The following is a 14780-nucleotide window of genomic DNA, read 5'->3' on the forward strand; positions in this document are numbered from 1 at the left end:
TTTGCGCGCTTTGGCGCGGGCGATGGCGGCTTCCACCGCGGCTTTACGCGGGTCGACCGGCTCGGCCGCCGGGGCTTCCGCCGGCGCGGCCTGCTGTTCGGCTTTGCGCGCTTTGGCGCGGGCGATAGCGGCTTCCACGGCCGCTTTGCGTGGATCGGCAGCGTCGGTCGACGGAGTTTCCGCCGGCGCGGCCTGCTGCTGCGCTTTACGCGCCCGGGCTTCGGCCTTCCGCGCTTCGCGGGCGGCGATCGCCTCGCTGTTGTCCGGTCTGGCGCCGGCCTGAATCACGATAGGCTGCGCGGCGTCGCGCTGTTTATCACGTACCCGGGCCAGGGCTGCGTTAATCGCATCCTGATCTTTGGCGGCAGGCTGGACGGCGGCTTTTTTATGCCGCTCGGCGCGGGCCGCTTTCTCACGCTCCAGGCGCGCCTGTCGGGCCTCGAATCGCGCTTTGGCTTCCGCAGCGCGCTGCTCTTCCTGACGAATCGCCGCGATCTCGGCTTTTTCCTGACGGAAGTACTGCACCAGCGGAATATTGCTTGGGCATACCCACGCGCACGCGCCGCATTCGATGCAGTCCGCCAGATTGTGGGCGGTGGCTTTATCGTGCTGCTGGCCTTTGCTGAACCAGTAAAGCTGCTGCGGCAGCAGATCGGCCGGGCAGGCGTCGGCGCAGGCGCTGCAGCGAATGCAGCCTTTCTCTTCCTGCGGCTCGCCCATCTCGCTGGCGGAGGGCGCTAACAGACAGTTGGTGATCTTCACCACCGGGACGTCGAGCCCCGGCAGGGTAAAGCCCATCAGCGGCCCGCCCATGATCACCATTGGCTCGGCGCTGGCGCAGAAGCCGGCGTCGTTCAGCAGATGGCGCACCGGCGTGCCAAGGCGCGCCCAGACGTTGCCCGGCCGGGTTACCGCCTCGCCGGTGAGGGTGACTACGCGCTCGGTTAACGGCTCTCCGTCAATCACTGCGCGTTTCACCGCATAGGCTGTACCGACGTTCTGCATCAGCACGCCAATGTCCGAAGAACGACCACCGTGGGGTACCTGTTTGCCGGTGAGAATTTGGGTGAGCTGCTTGGCGCCGCCGGAGGGGTATTTGGTGGGGATCACGCGCAGCGAAATGCCATGGGCGTCGCAAAGCACCGCCCGCAGCATCGAGATGGCCTGCGGCTTATTGTCTTCAATGCCGATCAGCACCTCGTCAGGCTGCAGAATATGGGCAAGGATGCGGATCCCTTCGACAATCTGCGCCGCGCAGTCCTGCATCAGACGGTCGTCCGCCGTGATATAGGGTTCGCACTCGGCGGCGTTAATGATCAGCGTTTTAATTTTATCGCCGCCGCCGCGCAGTTTACTGCCGGTGGGGAAGCCCGCGCCGCCGAGGCCGGCAACGCCAAACTGGTGGATGCGCTCAATCAGCGCTTCACGGGTGCGGGTCTGATAGTCGCTCCAGCCGTCGCGTTCGATCCAGCGGTCTTCGCCGTCGGCGTCAATGATCACGCTCATCTCCGCCAGCGCGGACGGATGGGCAGTGGTGTGCGGGGCGATAGCGGCAACGGTGCCGGAGGTGGGAGCGTGAACCGGCAGCATTCTTCCCCAACCGCGGGTCAGCGGCTGGCCGCGCAGCACCCGGTCGCCTACCTTGACGCACAGTTCGCCTTCGGCGCCGATGTGCTGCTTCAGCGGGATCACAAAGCGCTGCGGCAGGGAAACCTGGCGCAGCGGGGTGCCGTTAGACTGGGTTTTCATCTCCGGCGGGTGAATACCGCCGTTAAAATCCCAGACTTTATCTTTTCGGAAAGCGGAAAATAGCTTAAACATGTTGTTCCACAGGAATATTTCGCACCGGGATCGTATGCAGATCCCATTTCCAGGTTTCCGGGGTCGTCGCCACCGGAACGAGTGAAATGCACTGGGTCGGGCAGGGGGCAACACACAGGTTGCAGCCGGTGCACAGGTCGCTCATCACGGTATGCATGGCGCGGGTCGCCCCGACAATGGCATCCACCGGACACGCCTGAATACATTTGGTGCAGCCGATGCAGTTCGGCTCGTCAATCACGGCGAGCATGCGGGCCGGCTCGGCTGCCTGCTCGTCGCCGTCGACGGGCTGCGGGTCGACGTTGAGCAGGGCGGCGATTTTTAACATCACCGCTTCGCCACCCGGCGCGCAGCGGTTAATTTTCTCACCCTGCACGCCCACCGCTTCCGCATAGGGGCGGCAGCCAGGGTAGCCGCACTGCCCACACTGGCTCTGCGGCAACAGTTCATCAATTTTTTCCACCACCGGGTCGTCCTGCACCGCGAAACGGCGCGACGCATACCCCAGTATTAAGCCGAAAATCAGCCCTAACAGGCTGATGGCGATCACGGCTATCCAGACTGCGCTCATTACAACTTCACCAAACCACTAAAGCCCATAAAGGCCAGAGACATTAAACCGGCGGTAATCAGCGCGATGGCATTACCGCGGAACGGCGCGGGGACATCGGCCACCACCAGACGCTCGCGGATCGCCGCGAACAGCACCATCACCAGCGAGAAGCCGACGGCGGCGGCAAAACCGTACAGCGCCGACTGCAGGAAATTGTGGCCCAGATTGATGTTCAGCAGCGCCACCCCAAGCACCGCGCAGTTGGTGGTGATCAGTGGCAAAAAGATCCCCAGCAGGCGATAAAGCGCCGGGCTGGTTTTACGCACCACCATCTCAGTGAACTGAACCACCACGGCGATAACCAGAATAAAGGCCAGGGTACGTAAATAAACCAGATTTAGCGGGATAAGGATCCAGGTATCAATCAGCCAGGCGCAAATAGAGGCCAGGGTCATCACGAAGGTGGTCGCGAGCCCCATTCCCATTGCGGTTTCCAGCTTTTTGGAAACACCCATAAACGGGCACAGGCCAAGGAACTTCACTAAAACGAAGTTATTGACAAGGACAGTACCGATAAAGAGCAGTAAATAATCAGCCATCATGCGACCTGAAACGAAAAAAAGCCGCTTATTATCGAATAAAACGATACCGGCGACAACAGGTTAAGTGTGGGGTTTTTACGGATTAACAAAGGTCCGTTTGACCCGCTGTGAACGGCGAAAATAGGGCGCCAGCAGCGCGGCGGCCAGCAGTGGAAACAGTAGCTGACGCAGAGCAAGGGCATCCGAAACGGGGGAGAAGGCAAACGCCTTTATCGCCAGCAACAGCGTAATGAGCAGCCAGATAATATAGTGTTTCGGCACCAGCGAGCGCCGCTTGAAAAAGGCGATGGTCAGCCAGAGCGTATAAAACCACATGGCGATGGCAAACAGCAGCGAGGCGACCCACAGCGCCATGTGTCCGGTGCTCATGGCGCGCAGCAGGGCCCAGGTCTGCGGCGACATGAGGGCATTGGCAAAAAATAGCAGCGATAACGAGGCGCTCAACAGCGCCAACAGCAACCAGGCCAGCGGTGCCAACAGCCAGCCGCCGATGCGCTCCGCAGATTGAGACGTCATGTTTCTCCCCTATTCAACGCCAGTATATAAAAGCAGGCCGGGAAGTATAAGCAACTGGCGTGAAGGATGACAGTCTTACTGCACGAATCGCCAAACGGATTTAGGCACCTGGCCCACATCGAACAATTTACCACCGGAAACCAGCTCTGCCCGGCGATGGTCGGCGGCGCGATACATATTAACGATCTCTTCGGTGTCAGTCAGGGAGTAGTTAAGGTGATCAAATAGTTTTTCAAGACTTTCCAGCGAACTGATTTTGCGGAATTTTAATAAATAGTCCAGAACGGTCATTTTCGTATCCATTTTATAATCGGAATAATTACGTTGAATATTATCAGCATTCACTAAACCTACTCTCAACCAACGGCGCCTTCTGCCGGGTCCGCGTGGAATGATTCAGGTTATAAAAACCCATGACAAGGAGCAAAGCCAGCCTTGAAGAGCAGGGAGATGTTTAAGAATATTCTAAATCAGACCGGGCGCCGAATGGCGCCCGCAGGAGAAGATTAACGCTGTTCGCCGCGGCTGGCAATAACAGATTTGTACCAATAAAAACTCTTCTTTCGTTTGCGTGCCAGATTTTGCTGGTGGTCCACATAGACAAAGCCATATTGCTTTTGATAACCGTTGAGCCAGCTCAGCAAATCGATAAACGACCAGGGATAATAGCCGCGGACGTCCGCTCCCTGCGCCAGCGCCTTTTCCAGGGCGCCAATATGGCTGCTCAGATAGTCGATTCGCGGATCGTCGACCACCTCACCGGCAATAATCGGGTCTTTCGCCCCAAGGCCATTCTCGGTGATATAGATCGGGATATCGCCATAGCGCGCCTTGATCATCATAATGCCGTCGGTCAGCCCCTGCGGCCAGATCTCCCAGCCCCATTCGGTATAGGTGCTTTGCGGATTACGCACGAAATAGAATAACCCCTCCACGCCAGGCTCGCCGCCGGTGGGGATTTCGGGCGGCTGGGCGGATACCGTTTCCCGACGATAGTAATTCAGACCGATAAAGTCACAGCGGTTGTCTCGCAGCAGCGCGTCGTCCCCTGGAGCAAAGCGCGGTACGCCCCACAGCGCTTGAGTCTGCGCCAGCAGGGCAGCAGGATAGGCGCCTTTTAGCACCGGATCGTACAGCCAGTGGGTATGGATGGCGTCAGCCAGGTCGGTAGCCTGCCGGTCTGCCTCGCTGTCGGTGAGTGGGGTATGCGGCTGCAGCACATTGACGAAACCAATCTCGCCCGCCACGGCCATCTCGCGAAAAGCCTTCACCGCCAGCGCATGGGCGATAAATACGTGATGACAGGCCTGGATGGCGCGCGCCGGATCGCGAACGGCCGGGGGATGCAGGCCGTTAATGTAGCCGTGGCCGATGAAGACAATGGTCTCGTTAAAGGTCGCCCACAGCTTCACACGCGAACCAAAGCGCGCGTAGCACAGGCGGGCATACTCGGCGAAGGCCTCGGCGGTGCTGCGTGCTTCCCAGCCGCCCTCATCCTGCAGGGCCTGCGGCAGGTCCCAGTGATAGAGGGTGATCATCGGCTCAATATTATGCGCCAGCAGTTCATCGATCAGATCGCTATAAAACTGCACGCCTGCTTCATTAACCTCGCCGCGCCCGGAGGGCAGCAGGCGGGGCCAGGAGATGGAAAAGCGATAGCTCTGCAGGCCCATCTCGGCCATCAACGCCACGTCTTCGCGAAAACGGTGATAGTGATCGACAGCGATATCGCCGGTGGTCCCTTCAAAGGTGGTTCCCGGCAGGTGAGAGTAAATATCCCAGATTGACGGTCCTTTACCGTCAGCGTCGTGCCCACCTTCGACCTGATACGCTGCGGTAGCGGCACCCCATAAAAAATGTTGCGGAAAAGCGGCCATGTAAAAGCTCCCAGTCTGATGATAGAGGGAGTTTAATCAAAGCAAGGAGAGCTGTGCAACCGGTTTCTGAAACCGGTTGCACAGTTGCGAAGCAGGTCACTGTTTCACGGCGGCGCTACTTTGTCTGCACCACATCCGCTGGCGGTGGCGACTGGTAATTATCAATATGGTGCGCGATAACCAAAAGCAGTGCGGAAATCCCAAAAACAATCCAGCCAATAAGTTCTACAATACGGGTAAAAACAGTCGTCATAACACTTCAATATCCTTTGAACACAGTGGGAAATGTTACTCCATGGTCAGCAGATCACAAGGGGTATCTGTCTGATTTTTCACGCATGCGGTAAAACCGTAAGTGGAAAAATGATAAGTTTGAGTCGCGGTTTGTAAGAATATTCTCATTAACCAGATATTGACATCAGCTGAATAAGCGAGGCGGTAACATGAGTGATGCGATCCGGGTGGGGCTGGTGGGCTATGGCTACGCCAGCAAAACGTTTCATGCGCCGTTAATCAGCGGCACGTCGGGCCTGGCGCTGACGACGGTCTCCAGCAGCGACGCGGCCAAAGTTCATGCCGACTGGCCTGGCGTGAAGGTGGTCAGTGCGGCGAGTGAATTGCTGAACGACCCGGAGATCGATCTGGTGGTCATCGCCACGCCGAACGACACGCACTTCCCACTGGCGAAAGCGGCGCTGGAGGCCGGGAAGCACGTGGTGGTGGATAAACCCTTTACCGTGACACTGTCACAGGCTCGCGAGCTGGAGAGCCTGGCGAAGCACTGTGGTCGGGTGCTGTCGGTATTTCACAACCGGCGCTGGGACAGTGATTTCTTAACGGTCAGAACGTTGATCAACGAAGGCCAGCTGGGAGAGGTGGGTTACTTCGAATCACATTTCGACCGTTTCCGGCCGCAGGTGCGCCAGCGCTGGCGGGAGCAGGCGGGCCCCGGGAGCGGAATTTGGTATGATCTTGGACCGCATCTGCTCGACCAGGCGGTGGCGCTGTTTGGTCTGCCGGTGAGCATCACGGTCGATCTCGCTCAGCTTCGACCCGGCGCGCAATCCACCGACTATTTTCACGCGGTGCTGGCCTATCCCCAGCGGCGGGTGGTGCTGCACGGCACATTGCTCGCCGCCGCGGAGAGCGCGCGCTTTATCGTCCACGGCTCGCGGGCCAGCTATATCAAGTACGGTCTCGACCCGCAGGAGGAGCGGTTGAAAAATGGCGAACGTTTGCCGCAGGAGGACTGGGGGTATGATATGCGTGACGGTACTCTCACTCGCGTCGAAGGCGACGAACGCAGCGAGGAGACGTGGCTGACGCTGCCGGGCAATTATCCCGCTTACTATGCCGCTATCCGTGATGCGCTCAACGGGGTGGGAGAAAACCCGGTCCCGGCCAGCGAGGCGATTCAGATCATGACCCTGATTGAGCTCGGTATCGAGTCGGCCCGGCACCGCGCCACGCTCAGCCTGGTGTGAAAAATAGCCCGGCAGCGCGGCTGCCGGGCCGGTAATCAGCCTTTGGCCACCCGCTGAATGAGCGCGGCTTTTTCCTGTTCGCTGAGAAACGCCTGAGTCAAACCGTTGATCTGCGCCTGGCGGATCTGCTCCCGGCTCAGGCCCGCCGCCGGCGCCGCCACGGTGTATTCGTGGATAATGTCGACCCCCTGGACCGCCGGATCGTCAGTGTTGAGGCTCGCCAGCACGCCGTGCTCAAGGAACTGCTTCAGCGGATGCTGGGCCAGAGAGGGCACGGTGCTGGTTTGCACGTTCGAGGTGAGGCAGGACTCAATCCCGATGCGGTGCTCGGCCAGATAGTCCATCAGGGCGGGATCCTGTACCGCTTTTACCCCATGGCCGATGCGCTCGGCGCCCAGTTCACGGATGGCATGCCAGATACTTTCCGGGCCGGCCGCTTCGCCAGCGTGGACGGTGATATGCCACCCGGCATCGCGGGCCTGGTTAAAATGACTGAGGAACAGCGCCCCCGGGAATCCCAGCTCATCGCCAGCGAGGTCGAGGGCGGTGATGCCATCGCGGTGGGCGAGCAGGGCCGCCAGCTCTTCCTGGCAGGCCGCTTCGCCAAAGGTGCGGCTCAAAATGCCGATCAGGCGGGCATCGACCTGGAAATCGCGGCACCCCTCACGTACCCCGGCGATCACTGCCTCTACCACGCCGTCGACCGGCAGCTGGTGGGTCATCGCCATATAGCGGGGGGAGAAGCGCAGCTCCACGTAGTGCAGGCCATTGCGCGCCGCGTCTTCGACGTTCTCATACGCCACGCGACGGCAGGCTTCCAGCGAGGCCAGGACTTTCACCCCCCAGTCGAGCTTGGCGAGAAAACTGACCAGATCGGGCTCCAGGCTGGTGACCTGGACGTGGGGACGCAGCGTGTCAAGGGTGGTAGCGGGAAGGGTGATGTTAAACTCGCGGCCAAGATCGAGGATGGTTTGGGCCCGGATGTTACCGTCAAGGTGGCGGTGAATGTCGGTTAATGGCAATGAGGAATCAATCATGGTCGCACTCTTTTTTTAGTTAAAGTGCACGTCATTATACAACAGATACCTAACGCTTTAAAACGATTGAAAAAAGGCAAAAGAAACAAACGCCTGCGCCAGGCCCGGCCGGCGCAGCAGAATGCGGCGCATAATCATTTACATTTATATTTTATTTGAATGTATTCATGTTACATATTAAATTCTGCTTACTTTATCGACGATGAGGCAGGGATGCGGATGTGGAAAGCGTAATCCATAATAATATTGAGGGTTTTCTGCTGTTGTTATTAAGCATGTGGCCCATTCTGTTGGTGGTATTCGTTGGCGTCGCCATCTCCTTCTATACCATGCTGTTACGCAAAACGGCGCTGGCCTGCCTGCTGTTCGCCGTCGCCATCGGCGCCGCAGGCTGGAGCTTTGCCTGACGCCAGGCCTCAGGGTTTATCCAGCAGGCTCATACTGGAGGTGGCGGCGCCATCATTCAGATTGGACGGCGAATGCCAGTCGCGGCCCGCCAGGGCGCTGTCTCCCTGACCGCTGCTGGCGACGCTGTCCTGCTGCGTCGACAGCGTTGACCCTTCAAGCGCTTCCTCTGCCCCCGACTGGTCGGGCAGAGAACTGCTGTATCCGCCATTGTTCGAATACGTATCCATACCGTTGACTTCATTCGGCACCGTGTCGGTGGTGGTCCCGTCATCGTTAATGCAAAATGAGCCGCCGATGCCGTTAGGCTGACAGTCTGCGGCGAAAGTCGGGCTGGCCAACGCGGTCAGCAGCAATAGCGGTAAGCTGATTTTCTTCATTTTTATCTCCATACGCAGCGTGGCCGACAGATGTTCTCAACTATAGAGGGGAGAGCGCGGCGGCAGGTAACAAAACTGTGTAATTTTGTAATAGCTCATGGTATCCGGCGCCCGTTCGCGTGGTCCGGGCGCAGCGGCTCGGCACAATGCGGTAATCATTTGTTAATTCAACGTAAAGGTTAATGAAAATTTAAGGGAAGGCCGCTATGTTGGCAGCATCACACTTTCCATTAAGGATATTCCATGCGCGATAAATATTCCGGCCTGCAGATTGGCATCCACTGGCTGGTCTTCTTGCTGGTGGTGGTGGCCTATGCGGCGATGGAGCTGCGCGGTTTTTTTCCCCGCAGCGATCGGCCGCTGATTAATATGATTCATGTTTCCTGCGGGATCGCCATTTGCGTGTTGATGGCGGCGCGTTTGCTGGTGCGGCTGAAAACGCCTACGCCGCCGATCGTGCCGAAGCCGTCGCCAATGATGACCGGTTTCGCCCATCTCGGCCATCTGGTTATTTATCTGCTGTTTATTGCCCTGCCGCTGATCGGCATGGTGATGATGTACTGGCGCGGGAATCCCTGGTACGCCTTTGGCCTGACGATGCCGTATGCCCCGCAGAGCGATTTTGAGCGGGTGGACACCCTGAAAGCGATCCATGAATGGTTAGCGAATGCCGGTTACTTCGTGATTGGCCTGCATGCCTTTGCCGCGCTGCTCCATCATTACTGGTGGAAAGATAATACCCTGCTGCGAATGATGCCCCGTAAGCGCTGAATCACTCGCTTCAACATTCAGACCCCGTCCCGCGACGGGGTTTTTTTTTGCCTTTGCGGCTAATAAAATATAGTATACCCCCCTATATGATACGGAGGCGTAATCGTGCCACATTCACCTGAAGATAAAAAACGGGCCCTCAGCCGCGTACGCCGCATCCGCGGCCAGGTTGAAGCCCTTGAACGCGCGCTGGAGTCCGGCGAACCCTGTATGACTATCCTGCAGCAGATCGCCTCGATTCGCGGGGCGGCAAACGGTCTGATGGGCGAAATGGTGGAGATCCACCTGCAGGACGAGCTGGTCAGCGGCGACACCACCCCGGACCAGCGGGCCGCGAGAATGGCAGAGGTCGGTCATCTGCTACGATCTTATTTAAAATAACATCACGACGAGGAAGAGACAGTTATGAAATCACGCGCAGCAGTGGCCTTTGGCCCCGGTCAGCCGTTAAAAATCGTAGAGATTGACGTCGCGCCGCCGAAAAAAGGCGAAGTTCTGGTGAAAATCACCCATACCGGCGTGTGCCATACCGATGCCTTCACCCTTTCCGGCGACGATCCGGAAGGCGTCTTCCCGGCGGTGCTGGGCCATGAAGGCGGCGGCGTGGTCGTGGAAGTGGGCGAGGGCGTCACCAGTCTTAAGCCGGGCGATCATGTCATCCCGCTGTATACCGCCGAATGCGGCGAGTGCAAGTTCTGTAAGTCGGGTAAAACCAATCTCTGTCAGGCGGTGCGCGCCACCCAGGGCAAAGGGCTGATGCCGGACGGCACCACCCGTTTCTCGTATAACGGCGAACCGATTTATCACTACATGGGCACCAGCACCTTCAGCGAATACACGGTCTGCGCTGAGATCTCGCTGGCGAAAGTCAATCCGCAGGCGCCGCTGGATAAAGTGTGTCTGCTGGGCTGCGGCGTGACCACCGGCATCGGCGCGGTGCATAACACGGCGAAGGTTAAGCCCGGGGATACCGTCGCGGTCTTTGGTCTGGGCGGCATCGGACTGGCGGTGATCCAGGGCGCCGTGCAGGCGCAAGCCGGGCGCATTCTGGCGGTCGATACTAACCCGGATAAGTTCACTCTCGCGAAAGAGATGGGGGCTACTGACTTTATCAACCCCAACGACTACGATAAGCCCATTCAGGATGTGATCGTTGAGCTGACCGACGGCGGGGTGGATTTCAGCTTCGAGTGCATCGGTAATGTCAATGTGATGCGCGCGGCGCTGGAATGCTGCCATAAAGGCTGGGGCGAGAGCGTCATTATCGGCGTGGCCGGCGCCGGGCAGGAGATCAAGACCCGTCCGTTCCAGCTGGTGACTGGCCGGGTGTGGCGCGGCTCCGCCTTTGGCGGCGTGAAAGGCCGTAGCCAGCTGCCGGGAATGGTGGAAGACGCGATGGCGGGTAAAATTCGCCTCGACCCGTTTATTACTCATCGCCTGCCGCTGGCGCAAATTAACGAGGCCTTTGACCTGATGCATGAAGGCAAATCGATTCGCACCGTGATCCACTTTGGCGACCAGTAATCGCTAACGCGCAAGGCGTTTCGTCAGCAGCAAAAAAGGGCCCGAATGGGCCCTTTTGCTTAGGTCAATCAATGATGGTCAGGAAGCGCGTAGGCGATAATGTAATCCCCGCGATCCGGAGACTGACGGGCGCCGCCCGCATTGATAATGATGTACTGCTTACCGGTTTTCGGCGACACGTAGGTCATCGGGCCGGACTGACTGCCAACCGGCAGACGGGATTTCCAGATCTCCTTGCCGTTAGCGGTATCAAAGGCGCGCAGGTAGAAATCCTGGGTGCCGGCGAAGAACAGCAGCCCGGACTGCGTCGCCAGCGACGCGCCAAGGGTCGGCATACCGATCGGAATCGGCATATGCATGCGGATCCCCAGCGGCCCGGTATCCTCTACGGTGCCTACCGGCACCTGCCACACCAGTTTCCCGGTTTTCAGATCCACAGCGGACATGGTGCCGAAAGGCGGTTTCTGGCACGGAATGCCCAGCGGCGACAGGAAACGTTCGCGCATGGCGCCAAATGGCGTGCCTTCCATCGGCACGATGCCCATCTCAATGCCGCTGGCGTCTTTCGCTACCTTTTCGCGCGGCACCATATAGTTGGCGAGACCGAGACGCATATCGTTAACGAACATCAGGCTGTTGTTGGGATCCACCGAGACGCTGCCCCAGTTCATGCCGCCGAGCGAGCCCGGGAACTGCAGGGAGCGGTCTTCCCCCGGCGGGGTAAAGACCCCCTGGTGGCGCATCTCTTTGAACTGGATACGGCACAGCAGCAGGTCGATCGGCGTCGCGCCCCACATATCGGACTCGGTCAGCGTCTGGTTGCCGATCATCGGCATTCCCACCGAGTAAGGCTGCGTCGGCGAGTAGCGCTCGCCTTTGACGTTGCCCACCGGCACCGGTCGCTCTTCCACTTTCGCCACCGGCTCGCCGGTTTCGCGATTGAGCATAAAGATCATGCCCTGCTTGCTGGTTTGCACCAGCACCGGGGTGGTGCCGCCCTTGCCGTCAGGCAGATCGTACAGCAGCGGCTGAGACGGCAGGTCAAAGTCCCACAGGTCGTGGTGGGTGGTCTGGAAGTGCCAGCGTACCTGGCCGGTCGCGGCATCCACAGCGACGATAGAGGAGCTGTATTTGTCGTCCAGCGCGGTTCGTTCGCCGCCGAAGAAGTCTGGCGTAGCGTTGCCGGTCGGCAGATAGATCAGGTTCAGCTTCGCGTCGTAAGACATCGCCGACCAGACGTTCGGCGTGCCGCGCGTATAGGTCTGGCCCTCCGGCGGTACGCCGGTCAGCGCCGGATTACCCGGATCCCACGCCCAGGCCAGTTTACCGGTATGGACGTCAAACGCGCGGACCACCCCCGGCGGTTCGCCGGTAGAGTAGTTATCCGCGACGCGGCCGCCCACCACCACCACATTGCCCGCGACCAGCGGGGTGGAGGTCTGTTGATAGTAGCCCGCTTTGACTTCGCCCATTCCGACGCTGAGGTCGACAATACCGCGATCGCCGAAGCTCTCGCACAGTTTGCCGGTGTCGGCATCAATGGCGATCAGGCGGGCATCGATCGTCGGCAGGAACAGACGACGGGAGCAGGCGGCAGGCTGGGCGCCTGACGCTGGCGTCGTCTGCGCCTGGCTATCTTCGTAATAGCCTAAGCCGCGGCAGCGCTGCCAGTTAGGCGAAGAGGATTTGGAGTCATAGCGCCATTTCTCTTTGCCGCTGTCGACATCCAGCGCCAGCACTTTGCTGTATGGGGTACAGACGTAGAGGGTATCGCCAATCTGCAGCGGGGTATTCTGATCTTCCGCGCCGGAGCCATTGCTCTGCGGAATATCCCCAGTATGCGCCACCCAGGCTACCTGCAGCTGGTTGACGTTGTGCTTGTTGATTTGATCGAGAGCGGCGAAGCGGTCGCCGTGGGTGGTGTTGCCCCAGTGCGCCCAGTTTTTCTGCTCTTCGCCCGGCGCGACGGGTTTCACCGGTACCGCTTCCGTGGCGCTGACCAGCGGTTCGGATTTAAACATCCAGCCAAAGCTTCCCGCCAGCGCCACGGCGAGCACGGCGGCGATGGCAAAAGCCGGGCCTTTTTTCGCCGGCGGGCTGGCGAGGAAAGGCCAGACCAGGGCGGCGAGGAAGGCCAGCACGCCAAGGGCGAACAGGCGCGAGAAGAGCGGCCAGAAGTTCCAGCCAGCGTCGCCGATCGCCCAGATCACTGAGGCGATAAACGCCACGGCGTACAGCAAAATCCCGCCGCGGCGGCGACGGAAAATTAGCACTGCCGCGATAACCATCACCACGCCCATCAGCGCAAAGTACAGCGTGCCGCCGACGAGAGCCAGTTTTGCCCCCAGAATACCGATAGCCAGACCGATGATCAGCATCAGTCCGGCGAGAAGCCACTGCAGGATCCGGGGGAATCCGCGCGGCGCGTTGCCAGTTGTCATGAAATCTCCTTAACCACACCAGCCACCTCATTACGAACCAAATGAAACAAAGTTATTTTGTTTCATTTTTGAATGAAGCGGTTTGTATCTTCATAAAGCCAAATTTATTGCCTGCTTTGATTTCATATGAACCATTTGGTGAAATCGCGATATGATAGATCTGTTAAAGAAATTTGCGCAAATGTTAATAAATAATTTCGCACTAAATGATTATTTTGCTGAATGTGTCTCAGTCGGCGTCGGCTCCCCGGCCGCGACGGGCCGGGGGGCGGCGGATCAGGCAGGCATTGATTTACGAATAGCGCTGAGCAGGGTGTGCGTCCCGGGGGTCAGCGTCGCATCGACGCGGGTTAAAATGCCGATGGGCTCCCCGGCGCCCTGGGTGGCAATCGGCAGGGCGGTCAGTACGCCACGGCGAAGATCGTCTTTCACCGCCCCGGAAGGGACGAACCAGACATAGTCAAAATCAACCGTTAGCTGGCGCGACAGGGAGGCGGACAGGGTCTCGATGCAGCCGGCGGGCATTTTGCACCCCTGACTCTGGAGCAGCGCTTCGGCGTTTTGCCGCGGCACGGTGCCCTTTGGCGAGACCACCACCGGCCACTCCATCACCCGACTGAGGGTCACCGTCTCCTGCAGCAGGGGATGTCCCGGACGAACCACCAGCTTAAGGGATTCCAGGAACAGCAGTTCGTAATGCAGGCCGCTCATCAGCTCCGGATCGGACATCCGTCCGATGCCGATGTCGATCTCCCCGGACTTTAACCCGGCGAGCAGCATGGTGTTGTTCATGGTGGCGACCTGCAGCGTGATATCTTTTTGCTGCTTATGGAACTGGCCGATCACCGTCGGCAGGATCCCCAGCGCGGCGGTAGGCAGCGCGCCGATGCGTACAATATCGTTATTCAGGCCCTCTTTACGGTTCAGCGCCTGGCCCGCCGAGTTAAGGGCATCAAGCACCTTCACGGCATGAGTCAGAAACTGTTCCCCGACCAGGGTCAGCTGCGCCCCCAGACGTCCCCGCTCAAACAGACGGGTACCGGTCAGCTGTTCAAGTTCGTTAAGCGTTTTTGAAAGTGCTGGCTGGCTCAGATTTAAAGTTTCAGCCGCGCGCCCCAGCGTTCCCTGTTGAGCGACGGCCACGAAGGTGTGTAGATGGCGCAAGCGAATGCGCTGACTGAAGAGACCATTTTTTTCCATAGTAAGATGATGTTAAAAACACAGCGGTGAAAGAGACAAGCGGCCTTGTTTAAATTTGATAACCAGATAGCAAAATATTTTTAACATTTGAGCTGATTACATTACAAGATCTTTCCCTATGGTTTAACACGCCGTGGGGCGGGGGGGGGGGGGGGGGGGGGGGGGGGGG

The 14780-nt window shown here is 58.8% G+C and carries 16 protein-coding genes; 5 read left to right on the forward strand and 11 right to left on the reverse strand.

What is annotated here, in order from left to right:
* From rsxC to blr, 7 genes are all read right to left on the reverse strand, one after another.
* A partial coding sequence (rsxC, locus tag ABLV52_RS00290) for an electron transport complex subunit RsxC (protein WP_348889856.1) occupies nt 1-1821 on the reverse strand: 1821 nt, incomplete at its 3' end.
* Nucleotides 1814-2392: an electron transport complex subunit RsxB gene (rsxB, locus tag ABLV52_RS00295; protein WP_004202846.1), complete on the reverse strand. Its 579-nt coding sequence runs from the start codon at nt 2390-2392 to the stop codon at nt 1814-1816. The genes rsxC and rsxB, both read right to left, overlap by 8 nt.
* Nucleotides 2392-2973, reverse strand: coding sequence for an electron transport complex subunit RsxA (gene rsxA / locus ABLV52_RS00300; protein WP_002907658.1), 582 nt, complete (start codon nt 2971-2973; stop codon nt 2392-2394). Before rsxA ends, rsxB begins: the two co-directional genes overlap by 1 nt.
* A gap of 78 nt (nt 2974-3051) precedes the next feature.
* Entirely contained in the window at nt 3052-3492 is a 441-nt protein-coding gene (locus ABLV52_RS00305) for a DUF2569 domain-containing protein (protein WP_023289920.1), read from the reverse strand.
* A gap of 75 nt (nt 3493-3567) precedes the next feature.
* Entirely contained in the window at nt 3568-3783 is a 216-nt protein-coding gene (gene ydgT / locus ABLV52_RS00310) for a transcription modulator YdgT (RefSeq protein ID WP_004202843.1), read from the reverse strand.
* 215 nt (nt 3784-3998) lie between these two features.
* Nucleotides 3999-5369 (reverse strand): GH1 family beta-glucosidase, encoded by a 1371-nt coding sequence (locus ABLV52_RS00315; protein WP_048297639.1) that lies wholly within the window; start codon nt 5367-5369, stop codon nt 3999-4001.
* A gap of 115 nt (nt 5370-5484) precedes the next feature.
* A complete protein-coding gene (blr, locus tag ABLV52_RS00320) occupies nt 5485-5622 on the reverse strand; it encodes a division septum protein Blr (RefSeq protein WP_012541534.1) in 138 nt (45 codons plus the stop codon).
* Nucleotides 5623-5812: 190 nt separating this feature from the next.
* Between blr and ABLV52_RS00325 the strand changes: the two genes are divergently transcribed.
* Nucleotides 5813-6853, forward strand: coding sequence for an oxidoreductase (locus tag ABLV52_RS00325; RefSeq protein WP_060589475.1), 1041 nt, complete (start codon nt 5813-5815; stop codon nt 6851-6853).
* Nucleotides 6854-6888: 35 nt separating this feature from the next.
* Here the strand turns inward: ABLV52_RS00325 and add are convergent, their stop codons facing one another.
* Nucleotides 6889-7890: an adenosine deaminase gene (add, locus tag ABLV52_RS00330; RefSeq protein WP_348889857.1), complete on the reverse strand. Its 1002-nt coding sequence runs from the start codon at nt 7888-7890 to the stop codon at nt 6889-6891.
* Between the two features lie 221 nt (nt 7891-8111).
* On the opposite strand from add, the gene ABLV52_RS00335 reads away from it, so the two are divergent.
* Complete coding sequence (locus ABLV52_RS00335) at nt 8112-8297, forward strand: hypothetical protein (RefSeq protein ID WP_004202827.1); 186 nt, start codon at nt 8112-8114, stop codon at nt 8295-8297.
* A 9-nt stretch (nt 8298-8306) separates the two neighbouring features.
* Here ABLV52_RS00335 and ABLV52_RS00340 read toward each other — a convergent pair whose 3' ends face one another.
* Nucleotides 8307-8675 carry a hypothetical protein gene (locus ABLV52_RS00340; RefSeq protein WP_004202826.1) on the reverse strand — a complete coding sequence of 123 codons (369 nt, stop codon included), beginning with the start codon at nt 8673-8675 and terminating at the stop codon, nt 8307-8309.
* Nucleotides 8676-8918: 243 nt separating this feature from the next.
* On the opposite strand from ABLV52_RS00340, the gene cybB reads away from it, so the two are divergent.
* The 3 genes from cybB to ABLV52_RS00355 all read left to right on the forward strand — a co-directional run bounded on the left by cybB (nt 8919) and on the right by ABLV52_RS00355 (nt 10970).
* The gene (gene cybB, locus ABLV52_RS00345) at nt 8919-9446 is read left to right on the forward strand and encodes a cytochrome b561 (protein ID WP_023289917.1); all 528 of its coding nucleotides are present in this window, start codon (nt 8919-8921) and stop codon (nt 9444-9446) included.
* Between the two features lie 105 nt (nt 9447-9551).
* Complete coding sequence (locus ABLV52_RS00350; RefSeq protein ID WP_004202822.1) at nt 9552-9827, forward strand: metal/formaldehyde-sensitive transcriptional repressor; 276 nt, start codon at nt 9552-9554, stop codon at nt 9825-9827.
* 24 nt (nt 9828-9851) lie between these two features.
* Nucleotides 9852-10970 (forward strand): S-(hydroxymethyl)glutathione dehydrogenase/class III alcohol dehydrogenase, encoded by a 1119-nt coding sequence (locus tag ABLV52_RS00355; RefSeq protein WP_023289916.1) that lies wholly within the window; start codon nt 9852-9854, stop codon nt 10968-10970.
* Between the two features lie 68 nt (nt 10971-11038).
* On the opposite strand, the gene ABLV52_RS00360 is transcribed toward ABLV52_RS00355, so the two are convergent.
* Nucleotides 11039-13411, reverse strand: a complete 2373-nt coding sequence (locus ABLV52_RS00360) for a membrane-bound PQQ-dependent dehydrogenase, glucose/quinate/shikimate family (RefSeq protein ID WP_023289915.1) — start codon at nt 13409-13411, stop codon at nt 11039-11041.
* Between the two features lie 276 nt (nt 13412-13687).
* Nucleotides 13688-14611: a LysR substrate-binding domain-containing protein gene (locus ABLV52_RS00365; protein WP_023289914.1), complete on the reverse strand. Its 924-nt coding sequence runs from the start codon at nt 14609-14611 to the stop codon at nt 13688-13690.
* Nucleotides 14612-14780: the final 169 nt, after the last annotated feature.

Origin of the sequence: Klebsiella sp. GB_Kp056, assembly GCF_040064755.1 — a bacterium.
Lineage (GTDB): Bacteria > Pseudomonadota > Gammaproteobacteria > Enterobacterales > Enterobacteriaceae > Klebsiella > Klebsiella quasipneumoniae.